The organism is Pedobacter polysacchareus (assembly GCF_019802255.1).
GTDB lineage: Bacteria > Bacteroidota > Bacteroidia > Sphingobacteriales > Sphingobacteriaceae > Pedobacter > Pedobacter polysacchareus.
The window spans coordinates 136,255-153,211 of the sequence record NZ_JAHYSS010000007.1 but is presented as its reverse complement, the minus strand read 5'-3'; the positions used below and the strand labels follow the sequence as shown (position 1 = coordinate 153,211).

At 41.2% G+C, this 16,957-nt stretch carries 15 protein-coding genes; 7 read left to right on the top strand and 8 right to left on the bottom strand.

Annotated features, from left to right (window positions below):
- Positions 1–18: 18 nt before the first annotated feature.
- Both K7X70_RS21055 and K7X70_RS21050 read right to left on the bottom strand, forming a co-directional pair.
- Positions 19–504 (bottom strand): dihydrofolate reductase, encoded by a 486-nt coding sequence (locus tag K7X70_RS21055; protein ID WP_222538901.1) that lies wholly within the window; start codon positions 502–504, stop codon positions 19–21.
- A complete protein-coding gene (locus tag K7X70_RS21050) occupies positions 501–1,295 on the bottom strand; it encodes a thymidylate synthase (protein WP_062549971.1) in 795 nt (264 codons plus the stop codon). Before K7X70_RS21050 ends, K7X70_RS21055 begins: the two co-directional genes overlap by 4 nt.
- Positions 1,296–1,710: 415 nt before the next feature.
- Between K7X70_RS21050 and ispE the strand changes: the two genes are divergently transcribed.
- From ispE to K7X70_RS21035, 3 genes are read left to right on the top strand one after another with little or no spacing between them, the layout of a single operon-like run.
- A complete protein-coding gene (gene ispE, locus K7X70_RS21045; RefSeq protein ID WP_222538900.1) occupies positions 1,711–2,514 on the top strand; it encodes a 4-(cytidine 5'-diphospho)-2-C-methyl-D-erythritol kinase in 804 nt (267 codons plus the stop codon).
- A 6-nt stretch (positions 2,515–2,520) separates the two neighbouring features.
- Positions 2,521–2,937, top strand: coding sequence for an OsmC family protein (locus K7X70_RS21040; RefSeq protein ID WP_222538899.1), 417 nt, complete (start codon positions 2,521–2,523; stop codon positions 2,935–2,937).
- 4 nt (positions 2,938–2,941) lie between these two features.
- Entirely contained in the window at positions 2,942–4,120 is a 1,179-nt protein-coding gene (locus K7X70_RS21035) for a trans-sulfuration enzyme family protein (protein ID WP_222538898.1), read from the top strand.
- Here K7X70_RS21035 and K7X70_RS21030 read toward each other — a convergent pair.
- The 5 genes from K7X70_RS21030 to tgt all read right to left on the bottom strand — a co-directional run bounded on the left by K7X70_RS21030 (position 4,113) and on the right by tgt (position 10,527).
- Positions 4,113–4,391, bottom strand: a complete 279-nt coding sequence (locus K7X70_RS21030; RefSeq protein ID WP_062549967.1) for a LapA family protein — start codon at positions 4,389–4,391, stop codon at positions 4,113–4,115. The two genes, K7X70_RS21035 and K7X70_RS21030, sit on opposite strands and share 8 nt — an antisense overlap.
- Positions 4,392–4,394: 3 nt before the next feature.
- A complete protein-coding gene (locus K7X70_RS21025) occupies positions 4,395–7,205 on the bottom strand; it encodes a TolB family protein (protein ID WP_222538897.1) in 2,811 nt (936 codons plus the stop codon).
- A 193-nt stretch (positions 7,206–7,398) separates the two neighbouring features.
- Complete coding sequence (locus K7X70_RS21020) at positions 7,399–8,292, bottom strand: DMT family transporter (RefSeq protein ID WP_222538896.1); 894 nt, start codon at positions 8,290–8,292, stop codon at positions 7,399–7,401.
- On the bottom strand, positions 8,293–9,396 hold the full coding sequence (locus K7X70_RS21015; RefSeq protein ID WP_222538895.1) for an LptF/LptG family permease: 1,104 nt from the start codon (positions 9,394–9,396) through the stop codon (positions 8,293–8,295).
- Positions 9,397–10,527, bottom strand: coding sequence for a tRNA guanosine(34) transglycosylase Tgt (tgt, locus tag K7X70_RS21010; protein ID WP_222538894.1), 1,131 nt, complete (start codon positions 10,525–10,527; stop codon positions 9,397–9,399).
- 129 nt (positions 10,528–10,656) lie between these two features.
- On the opposite strand from tgt, the gene K7X70_RS21005 reads away from it, so the two are divergent.
- The 4 genes from K7X70_RS21005 (at position 10,657) to K7X70_RS20990 (ending at position 15,485) form a co-directional block, all read left to right on the top strand.
- The gene (locus K7X70_RS21005; RefSeq protein WP_222538893.1) at positions 10,657–11,778 is read left to right on the top strand and encodes a glycosyltransferase; all 1,122 of its coding nucleotides are present in this window, start codon (positions 10,657–10,659) and stop codon (positions 11,776–11,778) included.
- Positions 11,769–12,401: a 16S rRNA (guanine(527)-N(7))-methyltransferase RsmG gene (gene rsmG / locus K7X70_RS21000; protein ID WP_222538892.1), complete on the top strand. Its 633-nt coding sequence runs from the start codon at positions 11,769–11,771 to the stop codon at positions 12,399–12,401. Before K7X70_RS21005 ends, rsmG begins: the two co-directional genes overlap by 10 nt.
- Before the next feature lie 480 nt (positions 12,402–12,881).
- Positions 12,882–13,970, top strand: a complete 1,089-nt coding sequence (dprA, locus tag K7X70_RS20995) for a DNA-processing protein DprA (RefSeq protein WP_222538891.1) — start codon at positions 12,882–12,884, stop codon at positions 13,968–13,970.
- Between the two features lie 153 nt (positions 13,971–14,123).
- The gene (locus K7X70_RS20990) at positions 14,124–15,485 is read left to right on the top strand and encodes a pyridoxal-phosphate dependent enzyme (RefSeq protein ID WP_187664784.1); all 1,362 of its coding nucleotides are present in this window, start codon (positions 14,124–14,126) and stop codon (positions 15,483–15,485) included.
- A 136-nt stretch (positions 15,486–15,621) separates the two neighbouring features.
- On the opposite strand, the gene murA is transcribed toward K7X70_RS20990, so the two are convergent.
- Positions 15,622–16,947: a UDP-N-acetylglucosamine 1-carboxyvinyltransferase gene (murA, locus tag K7X70_RS20985; protein WP_222538890.1), complete on the bottom strand. Its 1,326-nt coding sequence runs from the start codon at positions 16,945–16,947 to the stop codon at positions 15,622–15,624.
- Between the last annotated feature and the right edge of the window lie 10 nt (positions 16,948–16,957).

Here is a 16,957-nt window from a genome sequence, read left to right as displayed (position 1 = left end):
TTTATTATGGGCGCTTAACTATTTGCGTTCAAGTGTTGAAAACGTATAAGCGACCTTGTTTTTCTCATCTGGAAGATGCTTTTCCTTACTCAGCTCAGTCCATTCTTCCAGATCAATTTCCGGAAAGAAAGTGTCTGCTTCGTAGGTTTGATGCACTCTGGTCAGGTAAATCCGGTTTGTGGCGGCTAAAGCATGCTTGTAGAGTTCGGCACCACCGATAATGAATACTTCTTCCGTACCTTCGCAAAGTGCCAGTGCTTCCTCCAGACTATTGGTGATTTCTGTTCCCGGAAGCTCCAATCCGGTGTTTCTGGTAATCACAATATTACGTCTGTTGGGAAGTGGCCTGCCGATAGAATCATAGGTTTTTCTGCCCATGATGATGGTATGTCCACTGGTAATGTCTTTAAAATGTTTTAAGTCTGCTGGCAGGTGCCATAACAATTGGTTGTCTTTACCGATGGCATTATCTTCGGCAATGGCGACTACAATGGAAACGATCATACGGCCACAGCTCCTTTAATGTGAGGATGTGGTTCGTAACCCTCCAGGTTAAAATCTTCAAATTTAAAATCCATCAGGTCTTTGACCTCTGGGTTAATCTTCATGAGCGGTAATTTTTTTGGCTCCCTGCTCAATTGCAGTCTGGCCTGGTCTATATGGTTATTGTATAAATGGGCATCACCAAGGGTATGAATAAAATCTCCGTATTCCAATCCACATACCTGGGCAACCATCATGGTCAACAAGGCGTAAGATGCGATATTAAACGGAACTCCCAAAAAGATATCTGCACTTCTTTGGTACAATTGACAGCTGAGTTTACCATCTGCCACATAAAACTGGAAAAAGGCATGGCAAGGAGGTAAAGCCATTTCTTCAATATCCGCCACATTCCATGCGGATACGATAATCCTTCTGGAATCCGGGTTGTTTTTTATAGTGTTGATGATTTGGCTGATCTGGTCGATCTTACGGCCATCAGGTGTTGGCCAGGAACGCCACTGTGAACCATAAACAGGGCCAAGGTTGCCATCGGCATCCGCCCATTCGTCCCAGATTTTCACGCCATTATCTTTCAGATATTTGATATTGGTATCTCCGCTTAAAAACCAGATCAGTTCATGAATGATGGATTTCAGGTGTAATTTCTTGGTCGTCACCATAGGAAAGCCTTCCTGAAGGTTAAACCTCATCTGGTAACCAAAAACGCTGATGGTTCCTGTTCCGGTACGGTCATGTTTTTGTGTGCCATGATCCAGCACGTGCTGCATTAAGTCTAAATATTGTTTCATCTGTTGGCAAGCTTCTTTTGTCGGCCTGCGACTCCTGCAAGATAGTATTTTTACAGTTTTTCGCAGGATGTTTTTAGGAAAAGGCTGGATTAATCCTCATTTTGTGATCAGCCGCTGCAAAAGTAGGAATTATTCTTCAGGGAATGTGCTGTACTTGTGGTTGGGAAGAGAAGTGCATTGCTATGGGGTTTGTATGGGGTTGCTATAGGGTTCGGATAGTGGAGACTATAACAACCCTACGTCAACCCCATCGGAACCCTACGCGGACCCTATACCAACGCCCTTCTCTTCCCGAACAATACCCGACCACAAACCATGCAATTCCTCAATTTTTCTGAAAATATTTTCATTTTCCTAAGTACTTGTCCAAATGGGAAATTTGATTTTGTAAGTTTGTCTTATAAAATAAGAATAGATGCTTGCTTTTGCGAATGCTAAAATTAATCTAGGGTTACGGATCACCGGGAAACGTGCCGATGGATATCATAATATTGAAACCGTATTTTATCCGGTAAAGCTTTACGACGTAGTCGAATGCCTTGATGCAGACATTTTGAGCTGTACTATCGAAGGTATTGAGGTTCCAGGTGCTACCACAGACAATATTTGTTTGAAAGCGTATCAGTTGCTGAAACAGGACTTTGACCTTCCTGCGCAGCACATTTGCTTATTGAAAAATATTCCGGTAGGTGCGGGACTAGGTGGCGGCTCTGCCGATGGTGCTTTTATCCTGAAACTACTGAATGACAAGTTCAAATTAGGGCTTTCTATTCCGCAATTGGAGGATTATGCCAGACAGCTTGGTGCCGATTGTGCTTTTTTTATTCAAAATGAGCCTAAATATGCAGAAGGAAAAGGTGATGAATTTACTGATATTCAGATAGATCTTTCTGCTTATTTTCTGGTTTTAGTAAAGCCGGATATTCACATCTCCACTGCTGAGGCTTATGCAGGAATAATGGTAGCTGATACTGGGACATCGGTAAAAGATTTAATACATTTGCCTTTGAGGGATTGGAAAGCGAATCTGAAAAATGATTTCGAGGCTACTGTGTTTTTGAAGTACCCCGAAGTTGAAGCCATCAAAACGAGTCTTTACCAGCAAGGCGCAATCTATGCTTCAATGAGTGGCAGCGGATCTGCGGTTTACGCAATTTTTGAAGCACCAGTGCAACTTCTTGAACTCGAAAGAACCAATAAAGTATTTTATAACGTTTAGTGAATTATGGAAATCAACCTGATAAGAAAAAACGATAAATTTAATTTTGAAGCAGAAAATTCTAGCGGTTTTAAGGTAGAACTGGATGCAAAGCCGGAAATCGGTGGTGAAGGAAAAGGTTTCCGCCCAATGGAGATGCTGCTGATTGGCCTTGGGGGATGCAGCGGAATCGACATGGTCAATGTCCTCACTAAACAAAAAGAACCACTGGATGATGTGAAAATCAAAATCAAGGCTTCCAGAAAAACAGAAGAAATGCCTCCGATATTTGACGTGATCAACATTCATTTCGACCTGTATGGTGCTTTAAACGTACAAAAAGTAGAACGTGCATTGGCCCTTACTTTCGATAAATACTGCTCGGTATCCAATATTTTGGGAAGATCAGCAACCATCAACTTTACATATACTATTCATCACTAACAAAATGCAAGAAGAGAATCAAGAAGAGAATTTCGAGACCCTGGCCATACGCTTACAAGCCGAGAGAACCCATTTTAAAGAGCATTCTGTGCCCTTGTACCTGACTTCAAGTTATAAATTTGACGACTCAGAAGAAATGCGCGCTTTGTTTGCAAATGAGAAGGAAGGCAACGTTTACAGCCGTTATGCCAATCCGAATACTTCTGAATTAATTGATAAAATGGCCGTTTTAGAAGGTGCAGAATCAGGATGGGTAACGGCAACCGGTATGGCTGCTATTTTTACCACTTTTGCTGCCTTTTTACAATCTGGCGATCACGTACTGGCCAGCAGATCTGTTTTTGGATCTACACACCAGTTACTGAATAATATTTTTCCGAAATGGGGAATCAGCTATACCTATGCGGATCTGGATAAACCAGAACAAATGGAGCAGGGGATTCAGCCAAATACAAAAATCATCTTTGTAGAAACGCCTTCTAACCCTGGAATCGATATTATCGACCTGGAATGGTTGGCGCAACTGGCAAAAAAACATGGTGTATTGTTGGTGGTAGACAACTGTTTTGCTACACCATATCTGCAGCAGCCGATTAAATTGGGTGCAGACATCTCTATCCACTCGGCCACTAAATTTATCGACGGACAAGGTCGTACACTAGGTGGTGTGATTTTAGGGTCACATGCACTGATTGGAGAAATTGAAGCTTTCGCCAGACACAGTGGCCCGGCAATGTCGCCGTTCAATGCCTGGTTGCTATCGAAAAGTTTAGAAACACTAGCTGTTCGTATGGACAGACATTGCGAAAATGCGTTGAAAGTAGCAGAATTCTTAGAAAGCCATCCCCGCATTAAAAAGGTGAGGTATCCTTTCCTGCCTTCCCATCCTCAATATGACATTGCTAAAAAGCAAATGAAACAAGGTGGTGGTATTGTGACATTGGTCATTGAAGGTGGTGCAGCTGCTGCTGGTAAATTCATGGACAGCTTGAAAATGTTCTCTATCTCTGCAAATCTTGGAGATACCAGATCTATCGCTACACACCCTGCAACCAGTACTCACTCCAAATTAACGGAAGAGCAAAGGTTAGAGGTTGGTATTGAACAAGGATCTGTTCGTTTGTCAATTGGCCTGGAGCACATCAATGATATCCTTGGGGATATCAAACAGGCACTTAGCTAATATAATCGCGATCTTCGTCGCTGATCAATTTTTTATGGTCCTCAGGAGCTTCCTGGGGACTTTCTTTATCATAAGTACTGATGGTCACTTTTGGTCGCCCGGCCATATAACCCAGTATAAAGCCAATAAAAGTACAGACGCCAATCACTAACAGTTTAGAAACATCTGCCTCTCCAAAAATGAAATCGAACTTTACCTTATCGGTGTTGATCATTAAAAAGACAGTAATCAGGACGGTAAAGATGATGATGAAAATGGTTTTAGTACGCATGTGTTAAAAGCTATAATTTAAAAGTAATTCTAAGATAGGGTTTTGGTGATACATTTTGTTCACAAAAACGACTCTGCCGCCTACATCCACCACAGGCTGGTAGCGAAGTAAGTTCATACTACTACGTAATTCGAAGCCAAAAGTTTTAGGCTGACCAAGATTTGTGTCTTCCCAAAGGTTTTCATAGTGACAAAACACACCACCACGAAGATTTCTGATATAAGCCAATGGGCCGATTTCCGCATCAGGAAACACAATTGGGAACCGATAGTTGAGCAATAAGGTGTTTTTAAGGATATTTAGTGCTGGAATGTTATTATAGCCGTATACCGTATTGATCTGCTGGTCGTATTTCCTCACACCTGAACTGCGCTGATAGCTGAAATTGGCCAGGAAAGAGTGGTTTCTGGCCAATCCAGGGAAATAAAAGAAACTTTCTGCTGAAAAGATATCACCGGACAGCTGTGGGTCAAAGGGTTGGTGCAGATAGGTGAAGCGCATCACCTGGGCCCATTTTGGGGCGATATCCCTTTCCGACTGCCGGATGCTATGTGTAAAGCTAAAGCTGTATTCCAATGGGAATTTTAGGGTGGTGATGTAGTTATTCGGCATGTTTTCAGGCTGATACCTTTTGGTATAGCTGGTAGCTGTTGTCAAAGAGAAGTTGTAAAAATGATCTAAAGCGTTCAGGCTGATCGGTAAAGTTGCGGCCAGGCGAACGTCGTTTTCCCTCCAGTCTCCTTGCTGAACTCCGTTATTGCTGCTGTAAAAAGCACGTCTTGGTCTGTTGCGGTAGGTGGTACTCAATATCGGATAAAATCCTTTATAGGTAAATCCGGCATTGTATTCAAATCTCCCCAGGTCCCGGAAGTAATTGACACCTGCAAAGACATTCATCGTATTCAGCAGGTTATCTGAGTTGATTTGTAAGCCTCCACGGTATTCATCTTCAATCACTGGATTGATACTGTGAACCTGAAACAGATTTTTTAATCCACCATAAGGCCTGGAAGCATAAATACTATCGGGGATGTTGGCAAAAACACTCCCAGTATTTTCCTGTTTTACAGCGGCTGCTCCAAGAAAAACAAAGTGATCCTCGCCAGGGGTTTGTGGCTGTATCTCAGTTTCTGCCACATTGTAACCATCGATCCCGTAATTATTGAAAACCATCGATTTTTCACTGGCAGAAAACGCAGGGTTAAATGCGCCGTATTTAGCGGCACTCAGTGCGCTTATCTTTTTTGTGGCGGGTTCTACGTAGTAAATGTTGTCAATTCCGTTATAGTGCGCGTTAAAAGCGATTCCTTTCGAAAAGTAAACTGGCCTGCTCAGCTGCTGCTGTGTAGCTGGGATTAAAACAGATGTTTTTCCAGTACGGTCCGTTTGCTGAAGAGATTTGCCTTGCTCAGTCACCGCGATAAAAGCAATCGAGCTGCCATCCGGACTAAAAGCTGGGGTTTGCAGGATCAGGTTTTGCGGATTTGGATAGGTGTGGAGGATTGCTCCTGTTGCGGCATCCAGTTCCAGCAGGTTGCTTTGGTTGCTCAGGTCGTACCTCACCACAATTATTTTTTTGCCATCCGCAGATAAGGAAGGAGAGAAAAGCCTGCTTTGGGAGCTGAGTTTATGGCTCCGGCCAGTTTTTAAATCATAGCTATTGATCACACTGTAATTGCGCTGTCTGTATCTGGGATCATATCTGATTTCATCCCAAACTACTACACCGTTCGCATAGCTGAACCATGGCTGTTCCTGTCCGGCAATAGAAAGTAGCATTGTTTCCTTTTTGTCCGGGCCAAGGAGTACAAAATGAGGAGTTTCTCCCTTACTTTGTTTCAAGGCCAGTACCTGCTGGTCGTTGATCTTGACCGGCAAGAAATAGCTGGTTGCATAATTCGGTTTCCCGTTTAGCGAAGCGTAGTCTTTGGACGGCGTTTTACTGGCTTGCGCTGTCCATTCTTCCCGTAGTTTTTCAGTATTGGCATGGAACCATGCTGTGGTTCCTTTTCCACTAAATTTTTTCAGACTTTTGGAGAAAGGGTAAAGGCGGACAGGGTGTTTTTTGATATCAGTAAGCACACTGTCGAATACAAATTCTCCGGCAGATGCCCGAATTGCGGAAGCCAGTGTGTAACCCAGCTGGTAATATCCAGGGGTCAGGTCTTTTTCTGAATCAAAATTAGATTTGGTATAGGAATAATTTTTTCCTTCCAGCAGCTGCGTTCTATAAGGCATGATCCAGCTTGGGATTCTTCCACGGCCGGCATTGGTGAGTGAGGTTTCTGTACTTACCGCATCTCCTTCAAAATACCAGAGCGGCAGGCTCAGGCCAAGCCATGCAAAGTAAACGGTTTCAGGAAATGGATGTGCGGCTCCACCGGTTAGTTTATCGTATTGTGCCACGTGGCGAAGTTCGTGTACCGCGAGGTTATTCAACCAATCCTGACTATCGAATTGCTGTGGAGGTGTGGTGTAAAATTCGGATTTTTTTGGTGCCAGCTGCACAAAGCCATTTGCGATAACGCCGCGATTTTGTAAGAGGATCGGAATGCTGGCTTTTTGCTGGCCCAAACTCGCCCCAACATAAGGATAGATTTTGGTAATGGTATTAGACATGCGCTGGGCTTCTTTTTCCAGCTCGATTGGGTAAATGATCCGAAATCCTGTGGCATTAATTTGTCGCCATTTTACACTAAGAGGATTCTGTTCAGCATTAAAGATCTGAGAGAAACTTTTAGGCCCGGTTAAGCTTAATATTAATAAAGCGATTGCACTGATGATTAATGTTCTTTTTGCGATAGATGTCGTCATTAATTTGCGATGCTAATGTGTTTGGTTTTATTGGAAACTTTCAATTCTTTATCGGTTGATCTTTGGTTTGCTCTTGAATACAAGTTATTTATCCTTCGTTTTTTTAATTTTTGCAGCTCTTATTGCGGTTGAATATAAGTATTTTTTCCGGAGATAGATGGGCTTGGCTCTCAGGCCTTAAAAAGCAAGACAGCTAGTTGAGCTTCCTGCTTTTTTGATAAATCGGGTATAGGAAAACAGCGCCGATAATCAAAATCGCTCCTGCGTAAAAACCAGCAGACATGGTCTCTTTGGTGCCAAAGAAAACGAAGGCCAGAATGATCCCATAAACCGGTTCTAGATTGGTGATGAGTGCCACCCGAAATGCAGATAGGGTGCGCATCACTGAAACGCCAGCCACATAGGCCAGAGCAGTGCAGATCGTGCCTAATAACAAGAGGTATGACCAGTCTGAAAAGCTGAGGTCAAAATGTTCATGAAGTAAGGAGCGGTCAAATAAACGGTATAGTGTAATCCAGAATAGTGCCCCTGCCATTTCATAGAAGCCGATGATTTTTGGATCACTTTTCTGAACTAAAGTAGAGTTAATGGTAGAAAATAAACTCGAAGCCAATGCAGAGGATAGGCCCATAATGATCCCCAACGTATAACCAGACTCGAATTTAAAGATCATATAGATGCCCAGGATAATGATCAGTCCGATCACTACATCCGGAACCAGGATTGGCTTTTTCTTGATCAGGGGTTCTAATATCGCGGTAAACAGCGTAAAAGAAGAGAGACAAACCAGCGTCACGGAGACGGTGGAAACCTTAATGGCATAGAAGAACAGAATCCAGTGCAGGGCCACCACGCTTCCAGTAAAGAAAAATTGCAGAAACTGTTTTCTGGAGATCTTTAAGCTCGTTTTTGAACAGAGAAAGTAAATGAATAAGGTTAAACTGGCGATCAGTACGCGGTACCAAACCAGTTGAACCGCATTGACTGAAATCACAGCACCTAAAATGCCGGTAAAACCCCATATAAAGACGGTTGCATGTAAAATGAGCAGGTTTCTATTGGAGGAAGTCTGAACTGAATGTTCCACTTATTTTGGTGCTTTACGGAGTAAATAATAGCCCAGTAAGCCGAAAAATAGGGTAGGCAACAGTACCGCAAACAGTGGGGAAATCCCTCCTTTTAGGGAGAACATTTTGGCGAACTGGTTCAATACAATATAGCCAAAACTCAGAATTATTCCTATTCCAAGGGGTAAACCGACTCCTCCACGTACTTTTCTGGAAGAAAGTGCCACGCCGATCAGGGTGAGTACAAAGGCGGATAGTGGTTGTAAATATCGTTTGTAACGTTCAAATAAGAGGTCATTCATGATGCCAGAGCCTCTGATTTTCTCTTTTTTGATTTTCTCAGAAAGGTCATGGTTAGACAGATTTTCGAAGATATTGTCGTAAGCGGAGAAGTCATCGGGACGCATATCCAGGACGGTATCTTTTGGTATAGTACTGCCATTGATCATGGTTTCTTTTAAGCCGTCAATATTTCTAACCGTATAATTGGTGAGTTTCCAGGAGCGTTTTAGGGAATCCCATTTGATTTCATCTGCCACAATTTTCTTCGTCAGTATATCTCCTTTGAAGTTGTCCAAAGTGAACTGTGATCCGATCTTAGTCTTGTTGTCAAAACTTTTCATGTAGATGTAAGTCTTCGCATCCAGTTTCATGTGGATATCCGTTTTACTACTTGGATCGTTCTTTTTGATAAAGTTGTTTTCGAAGTTGTTCTTAATTTGATTGGTGTAAGGAAGGATGTACAGATTGGAACCCAGGTTGACTGCAAAAATGATGAATGCAGAGATAAAGTAAGGAAGGAGAAAGCGGTTAAAGCTTACTCCTCCACTTAAAATGGGTACAATTTCCGTCTGATCCGCCATTTTTGCCGTAAAAAAGATCACAGCAATAAAGTTGATCAGCGGAGAAAGCATATTGACATAAAATGGGATTGATCCTGCATAATACAGGGATACCACTTGCCAGAAGGTCAGGTTATTACCAAGAAAGTCATCAAGTTTCTCTGAAAGGTCAAAGATGACAATGATGATGACGAAAAGCGTCAGGGTATAAATAAATGTACCCAGATACTTACTGATAATATACCAGTCGATAATTTTAATCCTGCCTTTTATAAAGTTCATTTATAGCTTATTACCTAAGATGGTCACCATTTTGTTTTTCCAGGCATAAAACTCACCACTGATGATTTTTTCTCTGGCGGTATTCACTAACCAAAGGTAAAAATGCAGGTTGTGTAAAGTGGCAATTTGAGCACCTAACATCTCTTTTGAGTGCATCAGGTGTCTTAAATAAGCCTTAGAATATACCTGGTCAGCATATAAATCACTGTCTGGATCAATAGGAGAGAAGTCGTCTGCCCATTTCTTGTTGCCGATGTTAATGATTCCGTTTCTGGTAAACAACATTCCATTTCTGGCATTTCTGGTTGGCATCACGCAATCAAACATATCAACACCCAAAGCGATGTTTTCCAGAATGTTGATTGGTGTTCCTACGCCCATTAAATAACGTGGTTTCTCATAAGGTAGGATGTCGCACACCACTTCAGTCATGCCGTACATCTCTTCTGCAGGTTCTCCAACCGATAAACCACCAATTGCATTTCCCTCACGGTCCATGCTGGCAATAAATTCTGCAGATTTCTTTCTTAAGTCTTTGTAAACGGAGCCCTGTACAATAGGGAATAAGGTTTGACTGAAACCATATTTAGGTTCAGTACTGTCGAAACGCTTGCAGCAGCGTTTTAACCAGCGGTGGGTCATATTAATAGAGTTCGCCGCATATTTATAATCACATGGGTATGGCGTACATTCGTCAAATGCCATGATGATATCCGCTCCAATCGTGCGCTGGATGTCCATTGCATTCTCTGGCGTGAATAAGTGTTTTGAACCGTCAATATGGGACCGGAAAGTAACTCCTTCCTCCTTAATCTTATTTACTTTACTCAAAGAATAGACTTGGTAACCTCCACTATCTGTTAAAATAGGGCGATCCCAGCCAATGAATTTATGCAATCCACCGCTTCTTTCAATAATGTCTAAACCTGGTCTGAGGTATAAGTGATAGGTATTACCAAGAATAATCTTGGCGTCAATATCCTCTTTAAGTTCTCGTTGATGAACTGCTTTAACAGTCCCCGCAGTGCCTACAGGCATGAAAATAGGAGTTTGTATGTCCCCATGATCTGTTGTTACTGTTCCTGCTCGTGCTTTTGAATGTGTATCTTTTGCCTGTAAGGTAAATTTCATAAATCTGTATGCTCCACTAAAATCTGCCAAAAATAGCAAAAATAACGCTATAAATGGCCCTAAATTTTTATCCACATACAGGAATTTACAGATTAAAAACCTGAAATTTGGAGGCTACAAAAATACAACGTGGAATTAACCTTACTAGAGACCTGCCTGCTGGGCGCATTTATCTTCTGTTTCCTAATACAACTATACTTTAGCCTGTTCGTTCATCTGAAACTTGCATTTTATCCCGTAGAACCTATCCCTGAAACGGCAAAAAAACCTTTAAGCGTGGTCATTTGTGCCCGCAATGAAGTCGACAATTTAACGGCTTACTTACCTTCAGTACTGGCGCAGAATTATCCTGATTTTGAGGTAATTGTGGTGAACGACCGCTCATGGGATGGCACACGTCAGCTTTTAGAAAACTTCGCATCACAGCATAGACGGTTGAAAATTGTGACAATTGGGGAAGGAGAAAAGTTTATCGCCGGAAAGAAATTTGCAGTAACCATGGGGATTAAAGCCGCTTCCAATGACTGGCTGGTCTTTACAGATGCCGATTGTCAGCCAGCCTCAGAAAACTGGTTAATGGGCATGCAGCAAAGTGAAGATCCAGAGGTCGATATTGTTTTAGGGTATTCGCCATATATGAGAAAAAGAGGGATTTTAAACGCATTGATTCGTTTTGAAACCTTTTTTACCGCAGTAAACTACTTGTCGTATGCCGTAAAAGGAATGCCTTATATGGGAGTAGGCAGGAATATGGCTTATAAGAAGACACTTTTCTTTAAGAATAAAGGTTTTGCAGCACACATGCACATTCCTTCAGGTGATGATGATTTGTTCGTAAATGCAAATGCAACCGCAGCAAATACGGAAATTAGAATCAATAAAGACGCACAGGTATGGTCGGAACCAAATACCAGCTGGGGGGGCTACTTAAGACAAAAAAAACGTCACTTCGGTGCCGGGAAGTTTTATAAAAGCAAGCATAAGTTCATTCTTTCCTGTCAGATTATCTTCCAGTTTCTATTTTATGCTTTCTTCACAGGCTTATTGTTCTTTAAAGCCACCTTATACCCTGCATTGGGGATTCTGGGCCTGAGCATTGTGATCCGTTGTTTTATCTATCCCCGCATTTTAAAGCGGCTTAATTATAGTGATTTAAGGTGGTGCTTCCCAATTCTGGACATTCTCTTATTCATTTTCCTCGTGTTTAATGGCATTCTGTCTATATTTGTAAAAAAGGTAAAGTGGAAATAAGATCAACGCTAATACAAGAATATTTTAAAGATCTGACTGAAGAGCAAATCGCTCAATTCGATCAGTTATATGATTTATACAGTTTCTGGAACGCCCAGATCAATGTGATCTCCAGAAAAGATATTGAAGAGTTATATGTACGCCATATCCTTCATTCTTTGGGTATCGCTAAGTTTTGTACGTTCAAACCTGGCACTAAAGTGCTTGATGTAGGTACTGGTGGTGGTTTTCCTGGGATTCCATTGGCCATTATGTTCCCGGAAACACAGTTTCACCTGGTAGATTCTATTGGTAAAAAAATAAAAGTAGTTACGGAAGTTGCTGCTGGTTTAGGATTGAAGAATGTGAAAGCCAGCCACCTGAGAGCAGAACAAGTGACCGATAAATATGATTTTGTCGTTTCAAGAGCGGTGACACGCCTGATTGATTTCTATCCTTGGGTAAAAGATAAGTTCAATAAAGATTCTAAAAATGCAATTGCAAACGGGATTCTCTACCTTAAAGGTGGTGACCTGTCCGAAGAAATTAAAGAAACAAGATTGAAAGCAGAGCTTTATCCGCTTTCAGATTACTTTAAAGAAGAGTTCTTCGATACCAAGTATGTGATGTATATTCCACAATAGTAAGGGTTCTTCTCTTTGAGAGACCTTTATAAAAAAAGCAGTTACTCTTTTCATCCCCGAATATTTGCTGAAGGGCAAATCTTCGAATGTCTTCAAAGAGCAAACTGCTTTTTTTTTCGCGTCTACATGCGTTCATCACAGGGAAACTTTCCATTGGCTACGCTTTCCAAAGCTTTTTTGTTACCTCCTTCATTGTGTATGTTTTTGTTATGACCCCTCCAATATAACCGCTCTTCCTTAGTTCATGATTTGGTAATGGCCCTTCAATATCGTATCAGTTTTACCTTAGTTTGCAGTATTAGTAAGTAAAAAGAGGTTTTGCGAGAAACGACCTAGGAAATTTTGCGCTCCTTCAGCTTAAAAGATTCCAGTCGTTGACGCTGAAACCTCTTTTTAGGAGCTGGAGCAGAATTACAGTAAACATTGTGATAATCCAATAGATATGGTGATAATCTAACAGATAAAATATAAGTTAGACCAATGAGCTTAATTTATAAAATTGCCCTGAGTATGATCCAAAATGTTGGGCATGTTACTGCTAAACATCTGTTAACCCATTTTATCACACCGGAAGCGGTATTTAAAGCGGATAAGAAAGCATTATTGCGGGTTCCGGGAGTTGGTCTCATTACTGCAGAACATATTTTAGGGAAGAACGCGATATTAAAAGCGAAAGAACAGCTGAAGTTTATAGAGAAATATCAGGTGAAGGTGTTGTTTTATACGGATGATGATTATCCATCAAGATTACGAAACTGTGAAGATGCGCCAATTCTACTCTATTATCGTGGGACTGCAAACCTGAATCATCCACGCATTATTAGTATTGTAGGGACTCGTATGGCCACTAGCTATGGTAAGATGCTCTGTAAGCAATTGGCAGAAGTGCTGGCACCTTATGACGTGCTGATTGTGAGCGGACTCGCCTATGGCATTGATATTTGTGCGCATCAGGAAAGTTTAGCGCATGGTATTCCGACGGTAGGGGTACTGGCGCATGGTTTAGACCGGATGTATCCTCAGGTGCATGGTCCTGCTGCACAAAAGATGGTATTGAATGGGGGCTTGTTAACGGAATTCGCTCCGTACACTAATCCTGATAAGGAGAATTTTCCTAAGCGCAACCGGATCATTGCAGGGATCTCGGATGTGACAATTGTGGTGGAGGCAGCATCTAAAGGTGGGGCGCTGATTACGGCTGATCTGGCCAATTCTTACCATAGGGATGTGTATGCTTTTCCGGGAAGAACAACGGATATTTATTCTGAAGGTTGTAATTTCTTAATTAAGACGAATAGAGCCGGGCTAATGAGTCATGCGAAAGACCTCCCTTATTTTTTAGGCTGGGAGGAATCTACGGTGAAAGCGGTTTTGCCAACTGAGTTGCCAGCCGATCTTTCTGAGATAGAAGTCCAGATATTGAAGGTGTTAAAAGTTTCGGATATGGAACTTGACGCGCTGACCCATCAGATAGGACTTCCCCAAAGTAAGTTATTATTGCATTTATTGACGCTGGAAATCGAGGGCTTGCTGACTTCTTTGCCCGGGAAACGGTATCGGCTCAATTGAAATATTCTTTATTTACCTATATAATAGATGGTAGATAAGTCTATTGGACTGGTAGATTAAAATGTTATTTTGTTTAATTTGTTTTTGCAATATTAAATATTGAATTATGTTTTATAAATAGAATTCTAAGCACCAATTTGTATTTTTGTAACTATGTGGTACAATAATATTTTGGAAACCATTGGTAATACGCCATTGGTAAAATTGAATAACATTACGAAAGAAATTCCGGCTACGGTATTGGCGAAAGTTGAAAGTACCAATCCTGGTAATTCAATTAAGGATCGTATGGCAGTTAAAATGATTGAAGACGCGGAGAAGAGCGGTAAGCTTAAACCGGGTGGAACGATCATAGAAGGTACTTCTGGAAATACCGGAATGGGCCTGGCTATGGCGGCAATTATTAAGGGCTATAAATGTATTTTCACCACTACAGATAAGCAGTCTAAGGAGAAAGTAGATGCTTTACGTGCTTTTGGTGCGGAAGTTATCGTTTGTCCTACGAACGTAGAACCTGAAGATCCAAGGTCTTATTATTCAGTTTCTTCGCGTTTAGAACGTGAAGTTCCGAATTCATGGAAACCGAATCAATATGATAACCTGGCCAATTCTCAGGCTCATTATGAGCAGACTGGACCTGAAATCTGGGCGCAAACCGAAGGAAAGATCACGCATTTAGTGGTTGGGGTAGGTACTGGTGGTACTATTTCTGGTACTGGAAAATATTTGAAAGAACAGAATCCTGATATTAAAATCTGGGGTATTGATACTTATGGATCGGTATTTAAGAAATATAAAGAAACAGGTATTTTAGATAAGAATGAGATCTATCCTTACATTACGGAAGGGATTGGAGAAGACTTTTTACCAAAGAACGTAGATTTTGACATCATTGATCTTTTTGAGAAAGTGACCGATAAAGATGCAGCCCTAATGACGCGTGATATTGCACGTAAAGAAGGGATTTTTGTTGGGAATTCAGCAGGATCGGCTATTGCAGGACTATTGCAGTTAAAAGATAAACTGAAGCCAGAAGATGTGGTGGTGGTGATCTTTCATGATCATGGAAGCCGTTATATGGGTAAAATGTACAATGAAGATTGGTTGAGAGAACGAGGTTTCCTTAAAGATGAGAAGCTGACTGCAAGGTCTATTCTTTCAAAAAAGGAATCTGCAGAAATCATTACCATTGATTGTGAGAAGACCATTCTGGAAGCGATCAATAATATGAATACCTTAAATATCTCTCAGATTCCGGTGACTCAACAAGGAATGGTAGTAGGTAAATTGGCCGAAAGTGATATCATTAAAGCACTTTTAGAGAATCCTTCTTTAAAATCTGCGCCAGTGAAAGAGATTATGTCGAGTACCTTCCCTTTCGTGGATATGAACACTTCGATTGATAAGATTTCATCATTGATCAATAAAGAGAATTCAGCAGTATTGGTAGAAGATGAGGATGGCAGAATTGAGATTATCACTCAATACGACATCATTAACGCAATTTCTGCATAGGATTAACGCGATGTCAATAGTAGGCTGTGTCCTTCGTATTTGTTAGTCATAAATTTATTAGGCATAAAAAAATCCCGGATTTCCGGGATTTTTTTATGTCTTGTTATTTTAAACCAAATGACTTGGCTCAATTGTTTTAATGACTAGGTGCTGAAGCATCAACACGTTTAATCTGTGCACCTAGGGCGCGTAAACGGGTGTCAATGTCCTGGTAACCACGCTCAATTTGCTCGATATTGAAAATCGTTGATTTTCCTTCCGCAGATAAAGCAGCGATCAATAGAGATACTCCTGCACGGATATCCGGAGAAGTCATGCTGATACCTCTTAATTTATATTGCTTGTTGATTCCGTTTACTGTAGCTCTGTGTGGATCACAAAGGATGATTTGAGCACCCATTTCAATCAGTTTGTCGACAAAGAACAGACGGCTTTCAAACATTTTCTGATGGATCAATACTGATCCTTTTGCCTGAGTAGCTACTACCAATACGATACTCAATAAATCAGGAGTGAATCCTGGCCATGGAGAATCTGCGATAGTTAGCATAGAGCCATCAATAAAGGACTCAATTACGTAATGTTTCTGAGAAGGAATGAAAATATCATCACCTTTTAGTTCAAATTTGATACCTAGCTTTCTGAAAACTTCAGGAATAATTCCTAGTTCTGAATAGCATACGTTTTTGATGGTGATTTCTGATTCTGTCATCGCCGCAAGGCCAATGAAAGAACCGATTTCAATCATATCAGGCAGCATACGATGTTCTGTACCGCCAAGTTTAGTAACACCTTCAATGGTCAATAGGTTGGACCCTACACCAGTGATTTTTGCCCCCATACGGTTCAGCATTTTACAAAGTTGCTGTAAGTAAGGCTCACAGGCAGCGTTGTAAATGGTCGTGATTCCTTTGGCCATTACAGCGGTCATCACAATGTTTGCAGTTCCCGTTACGGAAGCTTCATCCATTAGGATATAAGCACCTTTAAGGGCGGTTGCATCTACGTTAAAGAACTCTTTTTTGGAGTCATAAACGAATTTGGCGCCTAATTTCTCAAAGCCTAAGAAATGCGTATCCAATCTTCTGCGGCCGATTTTATCGCCGCCTGGTTTAGGAATTGCTGCTTTACCGAAACGGGCCAATAGTGGACCGACGATCATAATTGATCCTCTTAGACTGCCGCCTTTAGATTTAAAAATATCTGATTGGAAGAAATCCAGGTTAATGTTTTTGGCCTCAAAAGTATAAGTATCTTTTGAAAGACGTTCTACGGTTACCCCAAGGTCTCCTAATAGTTCAATGAGTTTGTTAACATCTTTAATATCTGGGATATTGCTGATGGTGATTTTTTCTTCAGTTAATAAAACTGCTGAGATAATTTGTAGGGCTTCATTCTTCGCTCCCTGAGGTGTGATTTCACCTTTTAACTTTTGTCCACCAATTATTTCGAATGCATTCATGTTGTAGTAA